Below are 17,943 nucleotides of genomic sequence, written 5' to 3' on the forward strand. Positions count from 1 at the left end.
GGGCCCTTTTTACTCGCTCCCCCTCTCTTCCACGTTTTGCTTCTGTCCGTACATTTTTCGTCCTGAACGACCCTTTCCTGACATCCGGCGCTACCCAACCGTCGCACTGGCAGCTAACATTTCAGATGTGAGTGGGTTGGCGAAGGTGCCGAGGTCCCTCCTGAGGGACGAGGCCTACGAGAACATCCGCCGGGCGATCATCGACGGGACGCTGCCGCCGGGGACGAACCTGCGCGACGGCGACCTGGCCGATCAGCTGGGGCTTTCCCGGGCGCCGGTGCGCCAGGCGTTGCTGAGGCTCGTCGAGGACGGTCTCGTCGAGTCGAAGCCGCAGAGCTACACGCGTGTGGCCGGGTTCGTGCCCGACGACGTGCGCGACGCGCTCCAACTCGTGCGCGCGCTGCACGAGTTCGCCGTCCGGGCGGGCGCGCCGCGGATGGGGCCCGCCGAGGTCGCGGCGATGCGCGCGGCCAACACCCGGTTCGCCGACGCGATCGCCGCCGGGGACATCGCGGCCGCGATCACCGCTGACGACGAGCTTCACGACGTCCCGGTCGCTGCCGCGCGCAACCGGGCGATCGCCGCGACGCTGGCCCGCTACACCCCGCTGCTCCGACGTCTCGAATACGCCCGTTTCGGCTCCTTGCCCGCACACCGGTCGGTCCAGCGTCACGCGGAGCTGGCCGACGCCCTCGAAGCGGGTGACGTCGACGTGGCCTGCGCGATCACCGCCACCATCTGGACCGAACTCGAAGCCCTCCTGGAGACGCCATGACCCTCGCCGACTTCCCGCGCTACCCGCTGCTGTTCGGCCCCTCCCCCGTCCACCCGCTCGAACGGCTCACCGCCCACCTCGGCGGCGCGCGGGTCTGGGCGAAACGCGAGGACGTCAACTCCGGTATCGCGTTCGGCGGCAACAAGACCCGGAAGCTCGAATACCTGGTCGCCGACGCGCTCGACTCCGGGGCGGACACGCTGATCTCGATCGGCGGCGTGCAGTCGAACCACACCCGCCAGGTCGCCGCGGCCGCCGCTCGGGCCGGGCTCAAGGCCGTGCTGGTGCAGGAGAGCTGGGTCGACTGGAACGACCCGCTGTACGACAAGGTCGGCAACATCCAGCTCTCGCGCGTCCTCGGCGCGGACATCCGGATGGTCGAGGCCGGTTTCGGCGTCGGGTTCAAGGAGAGCTGGGAGAACGCGGTCGAGGAGATCGAGGCCGACGGCGGGAAGCCTTACGCGATCCCGGCCGGCGGATCGGACCACCGCCTCGGCGGGCTCGGCTTCGCGAACTGGATCGTCGAACTGGAAGAGCAGGAGGCCGAGCTCGGCGTCTTCTTCGACACGGTGATCGTCTGCTCGGTCACCGGCAGCACGCAGGCCGGGATGATCGCCGGGGCCGCGCTGTCGGGCAAGCCGCGGCGGATCCTCGGCATCGACGGGTCGGCGAAACCGGCGGAGACCCGCGATCAGGTCACCCGCATCGCGCGGGCGACCGCCGAGCTGATCGGCGCCGGCGAGATCGGCGAGGTCGAGCTGGACGAGCGCTATCACGCCGGGATCTACGGCATCCCGGACGAATCCACTTTGGACGCGATCCGGACGCTGGCGCGGCTGGAGGGTGTCCTCACCGATCCGGTGTACGAGGGCAAGTCGTTGGCGGGGCTGATCGACCTCGTCGCCCGGGGCGAGATCTCGCGGGACTCGAACGTGCTCTTCGCGCATCTGGGCGGGCAGCCCGCGCTGAACGGGTACACGAGCGTGCTCTAGTGGGGCTAAAGGGCGCCATACCCGCATCCGACGCGGTGAAGGGCGCTTACCCGCATGCGATGCGGGTAAGCGCCCTTCAGCCAAGTCAGTCCGTGACGGCCAGGACGTCGATCTCCACCAGCAGTCCGGCGGGCAGGCCGACGTAGACGGTGGTGCGGGCCGGGTGCGGGGCCTCGCCGATCAGCTTGTTGTAGACCTCGTTGAACACGCCGAAATGGTCGACGTCGGTCAGGTACACGCGCACCATCACCGCGTCGGCCAGGCTCGAACCAGCGGCTTCGAGCACCGCCTCGATGTTCTTGAAGGTCTGCTCGGTCTGCTCGCCGACCGTGTCGCCGACGATGGCGCCGGTGGCCGGGTCGAAGGCGACCTGACCGGCCACCTGCAGGATGTTGCCCTTGCGGACCGCCTGCGAGAACGCGGCCACCGGCTTCGGCGCGTTCTCCGTGCTGATCGCGGTCTTGCTCATTCCAACTTCCCCTTTCGGTTCCCCGTCCATCCACTGTGGACGGAAGCTTCCTCGGTGGCGGCGACCAGTTCGGGCACGAGCCCCATCAGGCCGTCGTAGTCCAGCAGCACCTTCGGTACCGATATCGACGCGGCCGCCAGCACGACACCGCCCGGGCCACGGACCGGCGCGGCGATGCAGTGGATGAAGTCCTCGTGCTCGGCGTTGTCCACCGCGTAGCCGCGGTCGGCGACGAGCGCGAGTTCCTTCTCGTACGCCTCGGGTGTGGTGATCGTGTTCGGCGTGCGGACGAAGAAGTCGATCCGCGACACCACGTCCGCCTGCTTTTCCGGCGTCATCGCCGCGACGAGCACCTTGCCGACCGCGGTGCAGTGCAGCGGCGCGCGTTTCCCGATGCGGGAGTACATCCGCACCGAATGCCTGCCCTCGAACTTGTCGATGTAGACGACCTCTCCGTCCTCATAGGACGCGAGGTGGATGGTGTGCCCGGTGCGCGCGTTGAGCCCGGCGAGCGCCGATTGGGCGGTGCGGCGGACGTCGCGGTCCTCCAGCGCCTGCTGGGCGAGATCGAAGAGCGCGCTGCCCAGCCGGTAGTACCGCTGACCTTCCCGGCGCACGAAGTGATGCGTCTCCAGGGTGCGCAGCAGGCGCAGCACGGTCGACTTGTGCACGCCGATCTCCTCGGCGAGCTGATCGAGGGTCTTCGGCTCGCGGGCGAGCCCGCTCAGCAACGTGAGCGCCCTGTCCAGGCTCTGGCTCATCCGCCCACCAATCCCTTGTCCGTCAGCTTCGCCGCAGCCCATGCTGCCTCATCCGCCCCGAGGAGCGTTCCGACGACGGCGTCGGACAGCGGCGTCCCCACGTCGTCGTGGGTCAGCAGGGTGGCGGCGGCCTGCAGGTGACCGCGTCGCAAGCGAGTCGCGGGCGCGTCGTCGCGCAGGGTGGCGGCGAGGAACCCGGCCGCGAACGCGTCACCGGCACCGACCGGCTCCACGACGTCGACCTGGAGCGCGGGCGAGAACAGGGGTGCCGCGTCGCCGTCGATCAGCGTCACCCCGCGTTCCCCGTGCTTGACGACCAGCGTCTTCGGTCCGGGCAGCGCGACGCGCAGCCGTTCCGGGTCACCGGTCCCCCACACCCGCTCGGCTTCGTCCTCCCCGGCGAGCACGATGTCGGCCCTGGCCGCCAGTTCGGCCAGAATCGAAGGATCGCGTCCGGTCCACAACGCCGGCCGGAGGTTCACGTCGAACGACACCAGCGTGTCGCCGCGCGGCCGTTCGAGCAGGGCGCGCACCAGGTCGAGACAGCCGTCCGACAGCGCGGGAGTGATCCCGGACAGGTGGATGACGCGCACCCCGTCGAGATCGAGTTTCCCCAGCAGCCCGGCGTCCATCCCGGACGCGGCCGACCCCTTGCGGTAGTACCGCACGGGACTGCCTTGAGCTCCGCTTTCCTTGATGTAGAGCCCTGTCGGACGCGTCGGGTCGACCATGACCGCGCTGACGTCCACCCCCGCGGCGGCGATCTCGCGCACCAGCGCGCGGCCGAACGGGTCGTCCCCGACGGCGCTCACCCAGGCGCTGGTGAAACCCAGCGCGGGGAGATGGCAGGCGACGTTCGACTCGGCCCCGCCGATGGTCCGCACCCACTTCCGTACCTCGTCGGGCGGCCCGGATTCGGCCGGTACGAACAAGGCCATCGACTCCCCGATGCAAATCACGTCGGGCGCGCTTGTCACCTTCGCGTCTCCTAGTCGTCACGCCGTTGACCTCTAGCGGACCGGATGCTACACCTATCCCACGCAATATGCGCAACGTCCGTTGCAACATACGCAACCGAGGTGAACCTCATGTTCGAAGCCGGCACCATCGATTCCGCCGCGGTCGCGGCCGTCCGCGAGGAGCGCGTCGACTGGCGCTTCCGCTCGGTCGCGTCTTCGCTGTCGGGGCTCACGATCGGCGAAGCCGCCGCCCGCGGCGCGAAGCTGTTCGAAGACGGCTTCCTCGGCCCGTTCGTCGTCCTCGACGAAGAGGCCCTCGAACACAACCTGCGCACGATGGCCGGCTGGTGCGCCGAACGTGGTGTCGCGCTGGCCCCGCACGGCAAGACGACGATGGCGCCGCAGCTGTTCGAGCGACAACTCCAGCACGGCTCGTGGGGCATCACCTGCGCGAACGCCGGGCACCTACGGATCTACCGGGCGTTCGGGGTCTCCCGGATCCTGCTCGCGAACCAGTTGCTCGACCCGTCGGGCCTGAAGTGGCTCGCCGCGGAACTGGACGCCGACGAAGACTTCGAGTTCGTCTGCTGGGTCGACTCGGTCCGCGGTGTCGAGCTGATGACCGAAGCCCTGCGCGGCGCCCGCCGGAAGGTGGACGTCCTCGTCGAACTCGGCGCCGAGGGCGGCCGCACCGGCGTCCGCGACACCGAGACCGCGCTCGCCGTCGCCGAGGCCGCGCACGCGAGCCCCGCCCTGCGGTTGCGCGGCTCCGGCGGTTACGAGGGCGCGCTCTCCCACCACACCGACGAGAAGTCGCTCCAGCTGATCAGTTCCTATGTGGACGGTCTGCGCGAGCTCGTCTTCGCCTTCCACGGCAAGGGCCTGCTCGACGAGGCCGGGCAGATCATCGTCACCGGCGGCGGCAGCGCGTACTTCGACCGCGTCGCCGACGAGCTCACCAAGGACTGGGGCGACCTGGACGTCCTGCCGATCCTGCGCAGCGGCGCCTACGTGACCCACGACGACGGCTTCTACCGCGTGATCTCGCCGCTGGGCGAGCACCCGCGCATCGGCGGCGTCGCCTCGTTCCGTCCCGCGCTTCGCGCCTGGGCGCAGGTGACGTCGAAGCCGACGGACGAACTCGCGCTGCTCACCATCGGCAAACGGGACGCCTCCTTCGACGAAGGCATGCCCGAACCGCGCCTGATCCGCAAGGGCGACGGGCGACCGTCCGCGCTCGAAGGTCATTCCATCCAGAAGATGAACGACCAGCACGCCTTCCTCACCCTGCCCGCGTCGTCACCGGTCGAGGTCGGCGACTGGATCGCCCTCGGTCTGTCGCATCCCTGCACCGTCTTCGACAAGTGGCCCCTCATCCCGGTCGTCGGCCCCGACGGCGAGACCGTGCTCGATTTCGTCCGCACGCATTTCTGAGTTCCCCGGTGAACCCGCGCGTGGAGCGACACAGCGGGTTCACGTTCGGTCACCTATACAGATCGATCTTCAGCTCCGCCAACACACCCTGATCCGTCCTCCACCGCCGCAGAGGAAGACATCATGGACATCGTTGTCCGCTCCGCTCTGATCGCCGACGGCACCGGGGATCCGCTCACCAGGCACGACGTGGGCATCTCCGGTGGCCGGATCGCCAGTGTCGCCGAACCCGGTTCGCTCGCGGGCCGTCGCACCATCGACGCCGAAGGACTCGTGCTCGCGCCCGGGTTCATCGACATGCACTCGCATTCCGATCTCCAGCTGCTCGCCAATCCGGATCACCTCGCGAAGCTCTCCCAGGGCGTCACCACCGAGGTCCTCGGACAGGACGGGCTCTCCTACGCGCCCGTGAACGACGACGTCCTCGCGTCGCTGCGCCAGCAGCTCGCCGGGTGGAACGACGACCCGGAAGGCTTCGACTGGAACTGGCGCTCGGTCGGCGAGTACCTCGACCGGCTCGACGCCGGGGTCGCGGTCAACGCGGCCTACCTGGTGCCGCAGGGCACCGTCCGCATGCTCACCGTCGGCTGGGAAGACCGGCCCGCCACCGAGGCCGAGATGAACGCGATGAAGGAGCTCATCGCGACCGGTCTCGCCGAGGGCGCGATGGGCATGTCGTCCGGACTCACCTATACGCCGGGCATGTACGCCACGACCGAGGAACTCGTCGAACTTTGCCGGGTCGTCGGGGAGAACGGCGGCTTCTACAGCCCGCACCACCGCAGCTACGGAAAGGGCGCGCTCGAAGCGTTCGGCGAGATGGTCGACGTCTCCCGCCGCTCGGGCTGCCCGCTGCACCTCGCGCATGCCACGATGAACTTCTCGGTGAACAAGGGCAAGGCCGGGAACCTGCTGGACCTGCTCGACGACGCGCTCGACGACGGCTGCGACATCACGCTCGACACCTATCCCTATCTTCCCGGCGCCACCTACCTTTCCGCGCTGCTGCCGAGCTGGTCCACCGAAGGCGGGCTCGACGCCACGCTGGCCCGGCTGTCCGATGTGGACACCCGTGAGCGCATCCGCGCCGAGATCGAGGAGACCGGTTCGGACGGCGCGCACGGCGTGCCGATCGACTGGGAGGCCATCGAGATCAACGGCGTCCGCCGGGACGAGAACTCCCACCTCGTCGGGCATTCCGTCGCGGCTTCGGCACAGCGGGCCGGGAAACCGGCGGCGGAGCTGTACTTCGACGTCCTGCTCTCGGAGAAGCTCGGCACGTCCTGCCTGATGCACGTCGGGCACGAGGAGAACGTCCAGGCGATCATGCGGCACCGCACGCACACCGGTGGCAGTGACGGCCTCCTCGTCGGCGCGCGGCCGCATCCCCGCGCCTGGGGCACGTTCCCGCGTTACCTCGCGCGCTATGTCCGCGAGCTCGGCGTGCTCGACCTGGCCGAATGCGTCGCCCACCTCACCGGCCGCGCGGCGCACCGCCTGCGGCTGACCGACCGGGGTCTCGTCCGCGCCGGATACGCGGCCGACCTCGTGCTGTTCGACCCGGAAACCGTCGCCGACACCGCCACGTTCGACGAGCCGCGGCAACAGGCCGCCGGTATCCCCCATGTCTTCGTCAACGGTGTCGCCGCCATCGACGATGGTCAACCGACCGGCGCCCTCGCCGGCCATTCACTGCGGAACCCCGGGAGTGCCCGATGATCGACTGGCTACAACACACGACGGGAGGTCTCCTGACCCTCGCCGCCGTCTCGATCGCGGTGTTGTTGTTCCTCATCATCAAAGTCAAACTCGAGCCCTTCATCGCGCTGATCGTGGTCGGCCTGCTGACCGCGCTGGCCGCGGGCCTGCCGGTCGTCCAGATCGTCGGCTCCGCGCAGAAGGCTTCGGACTCCTTGCTGGAAAAGGGCTTCGGCGGGATCCTCGGCCATATCGCCGCGATCATCGGGCTCGGCACCATCCTCGGGTCCATTTTGGAGCGATCGGGCGGGGCGAAGGTGCTCACCAGCGCGCTGCTGCGGGCCATCGGCGAGAAGCGGGCACCGCTGGCGATGGGCCTCGCGGGCTTCGTCTTCGGCATCCCGGTGTTCTTCGACATCGGCATCTTCGTGCTGGCGCCGCTGGTCTACGTCGCCGCCAAACAGGGTGGGCGTTCGCTGGTGCTGTACGCGTTGCCGCTGCTCGCCGGTCTCTCGATCACGCACGCGTTCCTCCCGCCGCACCCCGGTCCGGTGGCCGCGGCGGGTCTGCTGCACGTGGAACTCGGCTGGATCATCCTGATGGGCCTGGTCTGCGGTATCCCGGCGTTCCTCATCGGCGGCGTGCTGTATTCGACCTGGATCGGCAAGCGGATGGACATCGCCGTCCCCGAGGAGTTCGTGGTCGCGGAAGAAGAGGGCGATAAGGAAGAGAACCCGCCTTCGCTCGGCTTGGTGGCCGCGATCATCGCGGTCCCGCTGGTGCTGATCCTCGCCGGGACCTTCGGCAGCATCTGGCTTCCCAAGGAATCCGCGCTCGCTGGTGTCGCCGCGTTCATCGGTACCCCGGCGGTCGCGCTGACGATCTCGGTGCTGCTCGCGTCGTGGCTGCTCGGCCTGCGCCGGGGCCTGACGGGCAAGGACTTGAGCGAGCTTTCCGCGAAGTCGCTGCGCCCGGTCGCGATGATCCTGCTCGTGGTCGGCGCGGGGGCGTTCTTCGGCGCCGTGCTGGCCGCGACGGGCATCGGCAAGGCCGTCGCGGGTTCCCTCGACAGCGCCGGTCTCCCGGTCATCCTGGCGGCCTACGTGATCAGTTGCGGCATGCGCATCGCGCAGGGTTCGGCAACGGTCGCGATCGTGACCACGAGCGGCATCGTCGCACCGACCGTGGCGACGCTGGGCTACTCGCAGATGCAGCTCGCGCTGCTGGTCGTCGCCATTTCGGCCGGTTCGATCATCGCCTCCCACGTGAACGACGGCGGTTTCTGGATCATCTCGCGGTACTTCAACATGACCGTGCCGCAGACCCTGAAAACCTGGACCGTATTGGAAACTGTCCTTTCCGTTTCCGGTTTCGGCGTGGCAGCATTGCTCATGGCAGTGGTTTAAACCACCTGAAAGCTGGGAGAGATCACGATGACCGGACTCGATCGACGCACCTTCCTCGGCGCCGTCGGAGCGGCTGGACTCACCACCGTTCTGGGTTCCCACCTCGCGAACGCCTCCGAACAGACCTGCGGACCGAAGGGAACCGGGGCCATCTACGTCAGCAGCTACACCAGTTCCGGGCACGGGCTCGATGTCGCTCACCGGGACGCGACCACGAACGCGCTGGTCGTCGACCGGACGATTCCGGGAGTGAGCAACGCTTCCTGGTTCGACATCAGCGCCGACCGCAAGACCCTCTACGTGACCAATGAGGACGAGAACGGCCAGATCTCCGCGTTCAGCCTCGCCGATCCGGCGAAACCGAAGCTGCTCAACAAGAAATCCGCGAAGGGCCAGCACCCGACGCACGTGAGCGTCCATTCGAGCCAGAAGTACGTGCTGGCCGCGAACTACAGCAGCGGCAGCGTCGTCGTCCTCCCGATCCTCGCGGGCGGGAAACTCGGCGACGTCGTCGATCTGGCCCAGCACACGGGCGCCGAGCGGGCCGCGCACGCGCACCAGGTGGTCAACGACCCCACCGGCAAGTGGGTGCTCTCGGTCGATCTCGGCGCGGATTCGGTCTACGTCTACAAACTCGACGTCGCCACCGGGAAACTGAAGCTGAACCAGCAGCTGAAGCTCCCGTCGGGCGCCGGGCCGCGCCATCTCGCCTTCCACCCGAACGGCAAGTACGCGTACATCCTCGGCGAGTTGCGGGCCGAGGTGACCATCGCGGCGTGGGACCCGGCCACCGGGAAACTGACCGCAGGCCAGGTCGTCAAGGCCGTTCCGGCGGGCACTCCCGGCGAGCAGTACCCGGGCGAGATCACCACGTCCAAGGACGGGAAGTTCGTCTACGCGTCCGTGCGCGGTTCCGACACGATCGCGTCGTTCGGCGTCGACGAGGACGGGAAGTCCTTGAAGCTGCTGAACAACGCGCCCGTCGGCGGCGTCTATCCGCGGCACCTCACCCTGGATCCGACCGAACGCTGGTTCTACGTCTCCAGCGACAAGTCCGGCACGCTCAGCTGGCTGCCGCGTGATCCCGCCACCGGTCTCCCGGGGGCCGTCGCCGGAAAACTGGCGCTCCCCCAGGTCAATTCCGTCTTTTTCGCATAAGGAGAAAATTTCATGAGAACTCGCGTGCTCATCGCGGGCCTCGCCGCGGTCGGCCTCGTCGCGGGCTGCGCGCCCGCGCAGAACGCCCCCGCCGCGGGCGGCGGCGACGAGAAGACCGGCACCGTCCGGGTCTGGCTGTTCGACGAAGCCAACCGCGCGCCCAAGGAGGCCACGGTCAAGGAGGCGATCGCCGAGTTCAAGGCGGCGCATTCGGGCGTCGAGGTCGACGTCCAGTGGATCCCGGTGGAAGGCCGCGCGGACAAGTTCTCCGGCGCCTTCAACGACCCCGCGAGCGCACCGGACGTCGCCGAGTTCGGCAACACCGACGTCTCCAGCTACGCCGCCACGGGCGCGCTGGCCGACCTGACCGGCGACCTCTCGTCGTGGAAGGAAGGGGCGGACATCCTCCCCGCGGTGCTGGAGACGGCGAAGTCCGGTGGCAAGACCTACGGGCTTCCCTGGTTCACCGGCATCCGCGCGTTGTACTACCGCACGGACCTCTTCGCCGAACTCGGCCTCAAGCCGCCGACGACACTGGCGGAACTGACCGAGACCGCGAAGACGATCCGCGCCAAGAAGCCGGAGCTGTACGGCATCTCCGTCGGTGGCAAGTACACCTACGCGATGCTCCCGTTCCTGTGGGCGCACGGTGGCGAGATCGCCAAGCAGGACGGCGACAAGTGGAAGTCCACTGTGGACTCCGAGCAGTCCAAGGCGGGCGTGACGGCGTACGCGAACCTGCTGAAGGCGGACATCTGCCCGCCCGAGCAGTGCGCCAACCTCACCGGGACGCAGAGCATCACGGCGTTCGCAGGCGGCAAGGCCGGTATGTCGATCGGCGGTGACTTCAACCGCAAGGCCGTCGAAGCAGGCCAGGTGAAGGGCAAGTACGCGATCATCCCGATCCCGGGCACCGAGGCGGGCAAGATCGCCCCGGCGTTCGCGGGCGGCAATCTGCTCGGCGTGTTCAACGCGACCAAGCGCAAGAGCCTCGCGGTCGAGTTCACCGAACTGCTCGGTGGCACCAAGTACCAGGAGAAGATGTACGTCGCGATGGGCAACCTGCCCACGCTCGGCAGTGTCCAGCAGAAGCTCGCCGCGAGCGACCCGTCGGTCAAGCCGTTCGTCGACACGCTCACCGCGGGCACGAAGTTCGTCCCGGCCACCGGCGCCTGGTCGAAGATCGACGCGCAGAACGTGCTGCCGACCGCGATCCAGCAGATCGCGACCGGCGGCAAGGACCCCGCGGCGGCGCTCGCCACCGCGTCCGCCGAGATGAACAAGGCGTTCGGCTAAGTGGTCACCAAGGAAATCCCCCGCACCACGGCTCCGGCCGTCCCGGCACGGCGGTCCCCCCGCCGTCGCCGGGACGGGCGGGCCGCCCTGCTCTACCTGGCGCCCGGCGGCGTCCTGCTGCTGGCGATGCTGGTGTACCCGATCTACCAGCTCGTCCTGATCTCGTTCTACGACTACGGCCAGCCGCAGGCGGTCGGCAACGCGCCGCTGGTGTTCCTGGGCTTCCAGAACTACACCGACCTGCTGCAGAACCTCCAGTTCTGGGAGGTGCTGGCCAAGACCCTCGGTTTCACGGCGGTCTGCGTCGTCGGCAGTCTCGCGCTCGGAACGGGACTCGCCGTCCTGGCGACCCGGGTCCGCTCCTGGGCGCGGGTCCCGCTGTTCCTGGCGGCGCTGGCCGCGTGGGCGACGCCGGCGATGGCGGGCTCGTACGTCTGGCTGTTCCTGTTCGACGCCGACTTCGGCCTGGTGAACGAGGTGCTTTCGGGCCTCGGGTTCACCGGGATGGCCAACCACTCCTGGACCTTCGACACCTACAGCACGTTCGGCCTGGTGGCCGCCGAGGTCATCTGGTGCTCGTTCCCGTTCGTCATGGTGACGATGTACGCGGGGCTCAAGGGCGTGCCGGAGGAGGTCATCGAGGCCGCATACCTCGACGGCGCGTCGACCTGGCGCACCACGTGGTCGATCACGCTGCCGATGGTGCGGCCGCTGCTGACCATCGCCACCATCCAGTCGATCATCTGGGACTTCAAGATCTTCACCCAGATCTACGTGATGACCAACGGCGGCGGCGTGGCCGGGCGCAACCTCGTGCTCAACGTCTTCGCCTATCAACAGGCCTTCGCCGGACAGGAATACGGTCTCGGCGCGGCGCTCGGAGTCGTGATGACCTTGCTGCTGCTGTCCATCACCGGGCTGTACGTCCGATCGCAACGCCGGAGCGCGGGATGGGTGTGACGACAGCGCCGAAGACGCGGCGGGTCAAGCGGCCGGGCAGGCTGATCGCCGAGATCATCTGCGTGGTGATCGCGGGGATGGTCGCGTTCCCGGTGTACTGGATGGTGCTTTCGGCGTTCAAGCCCACCGGGCAGATCCAGGCGGAGAATCCCCGCCCCTGGACGCTCACGCCGACCCTGGAGCACTTCGAACGCGTGCTCAGCGGCGAGGGCTTCGCGATGTTCTTCCTGAACAGCGTGATCGTGGCCGTCGTGGTGGTGGCGTTGTCGCTGCTGCTCTCGTTCCTTTCGGCGGTCGCGCTGACCCGGTTCAACTTCAAGGGCCGGACCGTGCTGCTGGTGATGGTGCTGGTGGCGCAGATGGTGCCGGTCGAGGCGCTGACGATCCCGCTGTTCTTCCTGATGCGGTCGGTCGGCGACGTCGCGCCCGCGTTCGGCACCAACCACCTCGGCTCGCTGATCCTGGTGCACCTGGCGTTCAGCCTGCCGTTCGCGATCTGGATGCTGCGCGGCTTCGTCGCCGCGGTGCCGCAGGAGCTGGAGGAGGCGTCGAAGATCGACGGGGCGAGCCGTATGCGGTTCACCTGGCAGATCCTCTTCCCGCTGGTGGCGCCCGGGCTGGTGGCGATCAGCGTGCTGGCGTTCATCCACGCCTGGAACGACTTCCTGTTCGCCAAGACGTTCATCATCTCCAACACCGAGAATCAGACGCTCCCGCTGGCCATCCTGGTGTTCTTCAAACCGGAGGACACCGACTGGGGCGCGGTGATGGCGGGGTCGACCCTGATGACCATCCCGGTGCTGGTGTTCTTCATTCTCGTGCAACGACGACTCGTGTCCGTCATGGGCGGCGCGGTGAAGGGCTGACATGCCTGGCTTCGAAACTCTGCTCCCCCGCCCCGTCTCGGTGGAACCGCTGCCGGGACAGTGCCCGGTACCATCCGAAGTGAACGTCCGCACCGACGCCGGACTGCCCGCCGAGGGCTACCGGCTGGAGATCGACCCGTCCGGCGTGACCCTGCACGTGGCCGACGCCGCGGGCGAGTTCTACGGCCGGCAGACGCTCCGGCAGCTCATCGGGCCGGACGCGTTCCGGGCGGCGCCGGTCCACAGTGGACAGCAGACGATCCCGTGCGGTGTGGTCACCGACCACCCGCGGTTCGGCTGGCGCGGGGCGCTGCTCGACGTGGCGAGGAATTTCCGGACCAAGGCCGAGGTGCTGCGGTTCATCGACCTGATCGCCGCGCACAAGCTCAACGTGCTCAACCTGCACCTGACCGACGACCAGGGCTGGCGGATCGAGATCGCCGAGTTCCCCAAGCTGACCGAGGTCGGCGGCTGGCGGAAGTCGTCCATGGTCGGACGGCACGACGGGCCGGAGCGCGACGGGCGGCCGCACGGCGGGTTCTACACGGTCGACGATCTCCGCGAGATCGTCGCGTACGCCGCCGCGCGTTCGGTGACGGTCGTGCCGGAGGTCGACATCCCCGGCCACGCGCGGGCCGCGATCGCCGCCTATCCCGAACTCGGGCCGGAGACCGAGGAACCGTGGGAAGTCTGGACGAGCTGGGGCATCAGCACGTCGCTGCTGAACACGGAGAAGTCCACTGTGGACTTCTTCAAGCGCATCTTCGACCACGTGCTGGACATCTTCCCGTCCGAGGTCATCGCCCTCGGCGGCGACGAGGTTCCCGGCGCGACCGAGGAACACGGCTGGTTCGTCCGCGAGATCGCGCAGCACCTGGTCGAACGGGGACGTCGTCCGCTCGGCTGGGACGAGGTGCTCGAAGCGGGCGACCTGCCGCCGATGATCATCGGCTCGTGGCAGAGCGAGGCGGCGGGTGCGCGGGCGGCGGTCGCCGGGCACGACGTCGTCATGTGCCCCGAGGACCACATCTACTTGGACCACCGGCAGTCCGATCACCCTGACGAGCCGATCCCCGTCGGGTATCTGAGCACGCTGGAGAGCTTCTACGGCTACGAGCCGGTGCCCGCCGACTTCCCCGAGGGGAAGACGATTCTCGGCGCGCAGGCGCAGGTGTGGTCGGAGCATCTCGACACCGTGCGACGAGTGGACTACGTCGTTTTCCCGCGCCTGTGCGCTTTCGCCGAGGTGGCGTGGAGCGACCCGGCCGGGCGGGACTACGCGGAGTTCCTGCCGCGCCTGCGGGATCACCACCTGCCGAGGCTGGACGCGCTGGGCGTCGAATACCGGCCGCTCGACGGGCCGCACCCCTGGCAGACACGGCCCGGGGTTCCGGGACGGCCGCGGCAGAAGTAAGTACATGATGGCCCCCTTCCTCGCGCCTGACGCAAGGAAGGGGGCCATCATGTAGTCATGAGTGATCAGTCCGAGCGGTGGGTCGACGCCACCCAGCTTCCTGAAGAACTCGTAGCGCTCATCGACACCCTCCGCCCCGGCGAAGACGTGCTCATCACCCGGAACGGCGAGACGATCGGGACGATTTCCGGCGCTGTTCAAGAAGTCCCGGCCCCTTCGGCGGACTCCGAGGACATCACGGTCGTGGCCACCGCCATGAAGCTGTCGGCGTCGGCACGGGACTCGTTGTCCGAACGGCTCGGCCCCGGCTACCTCGTCCTGGACCTGCACTCGGCTCCCCCGACCGTCGACGTGCTGCTGGTCCCGCCGGCCAGCCCGCAGCTGATCGGGAACTTCCGGGCGCTGTACCCGAAGGCCCGGATCGTGATCACGGAGATCGAGGACGCCGAACTCGGGGTCAACTACGAGGGCCCGGTCCGCCGCCTTCTCGACGCGGGCGCCGAGGCTTATCTGCCGTCGAGCACGATCCCGCGGCTGGCGGAGCAGCTGGATCGCACCATGACCCGGCTGAACCAGCTGACCGACGGCACGTCAGCTCCCCTGACCATCGAATCGCCGCGGGACGACCGCGTCCTGGAATGATCAGCGGGAGTCGAAGTCACCGAGATTCAGCCAGCCCACCCGATCGTCCCAGCTGTCCCAGAAGACCTGCTTTTCGGAAGCCCGGTAGTGGTGCCGGTATCCCATCAGCTCGCCGCAGTCGATGCTCTCCTCGACCAGATCGGGGGTCCCGAACACGTCGAGGAACTCGTCACGGGACCGTAGGTGTCCGAAATGGGCGAGGAGACCACGATCAGCGCCGTACATCGCGAATCCGATGACCGTCCCCTCGATGATCTTGTAACTGAACTTTCCGGCGAAGTGCACGATGCCCTCGCCGTGCACAGCGTTGTCGACCACCTCTTCGAGCGAGAGGCGCTCGTCATCCGCTCCGTAATACTCGCTCTCCAAATCGGTTCCTCCGCGCCAGCGGTGGACGATCGGCGAGAGCGTGACCTCGATGACGCCGTCGCGGGGGACGGAATCGGCGGCCTTCGAGCCGAAGCGGACACCGCCGAGGCTCAGGTCGCGCGGATCGACGTCGGGCCGGGTGAGAACGTCCAGATCGTCGAGTATTTCGATCACCCTTCGAAGGGTAGTACCGGCGGCCAGTCGATTTCGACGAACCGCGGCCGGTAGATCCGCGCGTCCGCGATGTTGTCGGCGTGGTCGAGCGAGTTCACGTTGTAAGACACCGTGATCTTCCCGGGGCGGCTCAGCCGCGGATGCGCGGTCGCGTCGTAGACGATCCGCCGGCCGCTCGCTTCGGGCGCGCGGTAGAGGACCCGCGCGCGGCCGAACGGCCCGGTCGGCGAACCGGCGGTGTAGGCGAGCATCACCGGGCTGAAACCGGGGCTGGTGTCCATGGTGATCAGCACGTATTCGCCGCCGATCCGGGTCACCGAGAACGCCGTCCCGATCCCGGACAGCATCCGCGTGGAGTTCTCTTCGTGGGGCGACCATCCGAGGCCAGTCCAGAACTGCCACGGCCCGCGAAGACCACCGACGGGCACTCTGGTCAGCCGCAGATGGCCTTGTTCGGCGCCGTAGACGTAGGTGTATCCGCCGTCTTGGAGCAGCTCCGATCCCCACGCGACCTTGTCGCTCACCGGGATCACCAGCAGCTCGGACGGCGTCAGCGCGGGCAACCGGAAGGTGGCCAGCGAGGTCCCGCTGCTCCGGAAGTCGAGCCCGCCGGATCCCGTCGTCTTGTACCGGTTGTAGAGCACCCGCAGGACGTCGCCTTCGACTACGCCGTCACCGACCCAGTAGTGCTCGCCCGAGCCGGGAAGCCCTATCAGGGGCTCCGGATCGTCGGCGGTGCCGCCGTGCAGCGTCTCCCCCAGCGTGCCGTCGGCCCGCTGGACGACCAGGGTGTTGCGGGCGATCGGGCTGTCCGGCGGACGGCTGTGGTCCGGGTTCACCTTGCCCAGGAACGTGTCCGAGAACAGCCACGCGGTGCGGCCGTCCGGAAGCGGGACCGACACCGTGCGATCTCCGCCGGTCCAATGCCCGCCTTGATCGCCGTAGCGGTTCCAGAGCTCGTTCAGCCCGACCGAGGCCGCGGGGCGCGGCGCCGGCGCGATCCCGCCGCTCGCCAGTATGGCGCTGAGCAGCAACGCGGCCACGACGAGAATCCGCGACGGCCGGCGCATCCGATCATGCTAAAGCCGCCGAGGTCTTTGTACGAGCCTTGTGCGGCAGGTGGTTACGGTCCGCGGCATGTCCTGGAAACTGCTTTCCGTGAGTGTGCTCGCCGCCCTCGCTTGCACCGGATTCACGACGGCAGAAGCCGCTTCGAAGACCTACTACGTCGACCAGGTCGCCGGCAGCGACACCGCGAGCGGCACCTCACAGCAGGTCCCGTGGAAGTCCCTGGCGAAGGTCTCCTCGACCACGTTCGCGGCCGGTGACGCCGTAGTGCTGCGGCGAGGCGGCAACTGGAGCGGCGGGCTCGCCGTCAACGGCTCGGGCGTCACGATCGGCGCGTACGGCACCGGCGCCCGCCCGATCGTCAAGGGCAACGCGGAGGCGTGCGTCGACCTGCCGGGCGACGACAACGTGGTGCAGGACCTCCAGATCGGCGTCGCGGCCGACGCCGGACGCTGTTCGTGGGCCGGGCTGAAGGTGTCCGGTGACCGGAACAAGGTGCTGTCGAACCTGATCACCGGCGCCGGCGCGGGCGTGTACATCGCGCCGTCGGCCGACCACACCGAGGTCACGCAGAACGACCTCGTCGACAACAACCACATGACCGTCGTGACCCCGGGCGGCAACGACGACTCCGGCGCGTTCGCCGTGCTGGTGCAGGGCAACGACTCCGACATCGGCTGGAACCGGATCAGCGGCTCGATCGCGAAGGCCGACGACTTCGGCGGGCTCGACGGCGCCGCGGTCGAGATCTTCTACGGCTCCCGCAACGTCATCCACCACAACATCTCCGAGGACAACGAGACCTTCACCGAACTCGGCACGGACACGAACGACCCCGACGGCGTCTCGACCGGCAACGTCTTCGAGTACAACGCGGTCTTCGGGGCCAAGACGCGCGGCGGGATCATCACGCGCGGCGCCGAGGACGGCAACGGGCCGGTGCTCGGCACGGTGTTCCGCAACAACTCGCTGCGGCTCTCGAACGCCGAGTCGGAGGGGTTCGTCTGCTACGGCGGCTGCACGAACCGGATGCTGACGATGACGCAGAACGTCGTGCAGGCGGCGTACAAGGTCGGCTACGCGGACCCGACGTTCACCGCGACCGACCACAACGTCTACTTCGGCGGGCTTCGCCAGTTCACGGCGGGTGCGACGGACAAGGTCGCTGATCCGAGGTTCACTTCGGCCACGAACCTGATCCTGCGGGCGGGAAGCCCGGCGATCGACCTCGGCACGACGAAATACGACGATCGTGACGTCGACGGCAATCCGGTCTTCGCCGGTGCGCGGGTCGACGCGGGCGCGTACGAGTTCCAGGGCTAGGACACCGAAAAGCCAAAGGAGGCCTTCACGGACCGGTGCTCGGCGGCGAGGAACGAGGTGAAGGGGACCCGGGAAGTGGGGGGGGGGGAACGGAGAGAGAAAGATAGAGAGACTACGACGGGGGGTGGGGGTCGGCGACGGGAGCGCGGGGGGGAACGGAGGGGGCCCCGGCAGAGGGA

Annotated in this window: 17 protein-coding genes; 12 read left to right on the forward strand and 5 right to left on the reverse strand. The window is 68.3% G+C overall.

Annotated elements, in window-relative coordinates; all coding sequences use genetic code 11:
- Positions 1 to 136: 136 nt before the first annotated feature.
- Together AB0N89_RS09945 and AB0N89_RS09950 are read left to right on the forward strand one after the other, a co-directional pair.
- A complete protein-coding gene (locus AB0N89_RS09945; protein WP_364202816.1) occupies positions 137 to 775 on the forward strand; it encodes a GntR family transcriptional regulator in 639 nt (212 codons plus the stop codon).
- The gene (locus AB0N89_RS09950) at positions 772 to 1,767 is read left to right on the forward strand and encodes a 1-aminocyclopropane-1-carboxylate deaminase (RefSeq protein WP_364202476.1); all 996 of its coding nucleotides are present in this window, start codon (positions 772 to 774) and stop codon (positions 1,765 to 1,767) included. The genes AB0N89_RS09945 and AB0N89_RS09950 overlap by 4 nt, the downstream gene beginning before the upstream one ends.
- A gap of 85 nt (positions 1,768 to 1,852) precedes the next feature.
- On the opposite strand, the gene AB0N89_RS09955 is transcribed toward AB0N89_RS09950, so the two are convergent.
- The 3 genes from AB0N89_RS09955 to AB0N89_RS09965 are packed head-to-tail and all read right to left on the reverse strand — an operon-like array spanning position 1,853 to position 3,935.
- Positions 1,853 to 2,236 carry a Rid family detoxifying hydrolase gene (locus AB0N89_RS09955; RefSeq protein ID WP_364202479.1) on the reverse strand — a complete coding sequence of 128 codons (384 nt, stop codon included), beginning with the start codon at positions 2,234 to 2,236 and terminating at the stop codon, positions 1,853 to 1,855.
- Complete coding sequence (locus AB0N89_RS09960; RefSeq protein ID WP_364202482.1) at positions 2,233 to 2,997, reverse strand: IclR family transcriptional regulator; 765 nt, start codon at positions 2,995 to 2,997, stop codon at positions 2,233 to 2,235. The genes AB0N89_RS09955 and AB0N89_RS09960 overlap by 4 nt, the downstream gene beginning before the upstream one ends.
- Positions 2,994 to 3,935: a sugar kinase gene (locus tag AB0N89_RS09965; protein WP_364202484.1), complete on the reverse strand. Its 942-nt coding sequence runs from the start codon at positions 3,933 to 3,935 to the stop codon at positions 2,994 to 2,996. Before AB0N89_RS09965 ends, AB0N89_RS09960 begins: the two co-directional genes overlap by 4 nt.
- Before the next feature lie 150 nt (positions 3,936 to 4,085).
- Here AB0N89_RS09965 and AB0N89_RS09970 point away from each other — a divergent pair, with 150 nt between their 5' ends.
- The 9 genes from AB0N89_RS09970 (at position 4,086) to AB0N89_RS10010 (ending at position 14,830) form a co-directional block, all read left to right on the forward strand.
- The gene (locus AB0N89_RS09970; protein ID WP_364202487.1) at positions 4,086 to 5,390 is read left to right on the forward strand and encodes an amino acid deaminase; all 1,305 of its coding nucleotides are present in this window, start codon (positions 4,086 to 4,088) and stop codon (positions 5,388 to 5,390) included.
- A gap of 123 nt (positions 5,391 to 5,513) precedes the next feature.
- On the forward strand, positions 5,514 to 7,109 hold the full coding sequence (locus AB0N89_RS09975) for a D-aminoacylase (RefSeq protein WP_364202490.1): 1,596 nt from the start codon (positions 5,514 to 5,516) through the stop codon (positions 7,107 to 7,109).
- Positions 7,106 to 8,494, forward strand: coding sequence for a gluconate:H+ symporter (locus AB0N89_RS09980; RefSeq protein WP_364202493.1), 1,389 nt, complete (start codon positions 7,106 to 7,108; stop codon positions 8,492 to 8,494). Before AB0N89_RS09975 ends, AB0N89_RS09980 begins: the two co-directional genes overlap by 4 nt.
- 27 nt (positions 8,495 to 8,521) lie before the next feature.
- Entirely contained in the window at positions 8,522 to 9,652 is a 1,131-nt protein-coding gene (locus AB0N89_RS09985; protein WP_364202496.1) for a lactonase family protein, read from the forward strand.
- Between the two features lie 12 nt (positions 9,653 to 9,664).
- Entirely contained in the window at positions 9,665 to 10,948 is a 1,284-nt protein-coding gene (locus AB0N89_RS09990; RefSeq protein ID WP_364202499.1) for an extracellular solute-binding protein, read from the forward strand.
- On the forward strand, positions 10,949 to 11,908 hold the full coding sequence (locus tag AB0N89_RS09995; protein ID WP_364202502.1) for a sugar ABC transporter permease: 960 nt from the start codon (positions 10,949 to 10,951) through the stop codon (positions 11,906 to 11,908). It abuts the gene before it with no gap.
- The gene (locus tag AB0N89_RS10000; RefSeq protein ID WP_093933506.1) at positions 11,899 to 12,774 is read left to right on the forward strand and encodes a carbohydrate ABC transporter permease; all 876 of its coding nucleotides are present in this window, start codon (positions 11,899 to 11,901) and stop codon (positions 12,772 to 12,774) included. Before AB0N89_RS09995 ends, AB0N89_RS10000 begins: the two co-directional genes overlap by 10 nt.
- Before the next feature lies 1 nt (position 12,775).
- Positions 12,776 to 14,188: a beta-N-acetylhexosaminidase gene (locus AB0N89_RS10005; protein WP_364202505.1), complete on the forward strand. Its 1,413-nt coding sequence runs from the start codon at positions 12,776 to 12,778 to the stop codon at positions 14,186 to 14,188.
- A gap of 57 nt (positions 14,189 to 14,245) precedes the next feature.
- Entirely contained in the window at positions 14,246 to 14,830 is a 585-nt protein-coding gene (locus tag AB0N89_RS10010; RefSeq protein WP_364202508.1) for a hypothetical protein, read from the forward strand.
- On the opposite strand, the gene AB0N89_RS10015 is transcribed toward AB0N89_RS10010, so the two are convergent.
- Both AB0N89_RS10015 and AB0N89_RS10020 read right to left on the reverse strand, forming a co-directional pair.
- Entirely contained in the window at positions 14,831 to 15,373 is a 543-nt protein-coding gene (locus AB0N89_RS10015; RefSeq protein WP_364202511.1) for a hypothetical protein, read from the reverse strand. It lies immediately after the preceding gene.
- Positions 15,370 to 16,443, reverse strand: coding sequence for a DUF5005 domain-containing protein (locus tag AB0N89_RS10020; RefSeq protein WP_364202514.1), 1,074 nt, complete (start codon positions 16,441 to 16,443; stop codon positions 15,370 to 15,372). The genes AB0N89_RS10015 and AB0N89_RS10020 overlap by 4 nt, the downstream gene beginning before the upstream one ends.
- 67 nt (positions 16,444 to 16,510) lie before the next feature.
- On the opposite strand from AB0N89_RS10020, the gene AB0N89_RS10025 reads away from it, so the two are divergent.
- Positions 16,511 to 17,764, forward strand: a complete 1,254-nt coding sequence (locus AB0N89_RS10025; protein ID WP_364202517.1) for a choice-of-anchor Q domain-containing protein — start codon at positions 16,511 to 16,513, stop codon at positions 17,762 to 17,764.
- Positions 17,765 to 17,943 lie beyond the last annotated feature (179 nt).

The organism is Amycolatopsis sp. NPDC089917 (assembly GCF_040684635.1).
Taxonomy (GTDB): domain Bacteria; phylum Actinomycetota; class Actinomycetes; order Mycobacteriales; family Pseudonocardiaceae; genus Amycolatopsis.

Bases quoted from the DNA above. Each gene is read 5' to 3' on its own strand.
- AB0N89_RS09980 (WP_364202493.1), top strand. From the start codon at position 7,106: ATGATCGACTGGCTACAACACACGACGGGAGGTCTCCTGACCCTCGCC.
- AB0N89_RS10020 (WP_364202514.1), bottom strand. From the start codon at position 16,443: ATGCGCCGGCCGTCGCGGATTCTCGTCGTGGCCGCGTTGCTGCTCAGC.
- AB0N89_RS09950 (WP_364202476.1), top strand. From the start codon at position 772: ATGACCCTCGCCGACTTCCCGCGCTACCCGCTGCTGTTCGGCCCCTCC.
- AB0N89_RS09990 (WP_364202499.1), top strand. From the start codon at position 9,665: ATGAGAACTCGCGTGCTCATCGCGGGCCTCGCCGCGGTCGGCCTCGTC.
- AB0N89_RS09970 (WP_364202487.1), top strand. From the start codon at position 4,086: ATGTTCGAAGCCGGCACCATCGATTCCGCCGCGGTCGCGGCCGTCCGC.
- AB0N89_RS09955 (WP_364202479.1), bottom strand. From the start codon at position 2,236: ATGAGCAAGACCGCGATCAGCACGGAGAACGCGCCGAAGCCGGTGGCC.
- AB0N89_RS09960 (WP_364202482.1), bottom strand. From the start codon at position 2,997: ATGAGCCAGAGCCTGGACAGGGCGCTCACGTTGCTGAGCGGGCTCGCC.
- AB0N89_RS10000 (WP_093933506.1), top strand. From the start codon at position 11,899: ATGGGTGTGACGACAGCGCCGAAGACGCGGCGGGTCAAGCGGCCGGGC.
- AB0N89_RS10005 (WP_364202505.1), top strand. From the start codon at position 12,776: ATGCCTGGCTTCGAAACTCTGCTCCCCCGCCCCGTCTCGGTGGAACCG.
- AB0N89_RS09985 (WP_364202496.1), top strand. From the start codon at position 8,522: ATGACCGGACTCGATCGACGCACCTTCCTCGGCGCCGTCGGAGCGGCT.
- AB0N89_RS10010 (WP_364202508.1), top strand. From the start codon at position 14,246: ATGAGTGATCAGTCCGAGCGGTGGGTCGACGCCACCCAGCTTCCTGAA.
- AB0N89_RS09975 (WP_364202490.1), top strand. From the start codon at position 5,514: ATGGACATCGTTGTCCGCTCCGCTCTGATCGCCGACGGCACCGGGGAT.
- AB0N89_RS10025 (WP_364202517.1), top strand. From the start codon at position 16,511: ATGTCCTGGAAACTGCTTTCCGTGAGTGTGCTCGCCGCCCTCGCTTGC.
- AB0N89_RS09965 (WP_364202484.1), bottom strand. From the start codon at position 3,935: ATGGCCTTGTTCGTACCGGCCGAATCCGGGCCGCCCGACGAGGTACGG.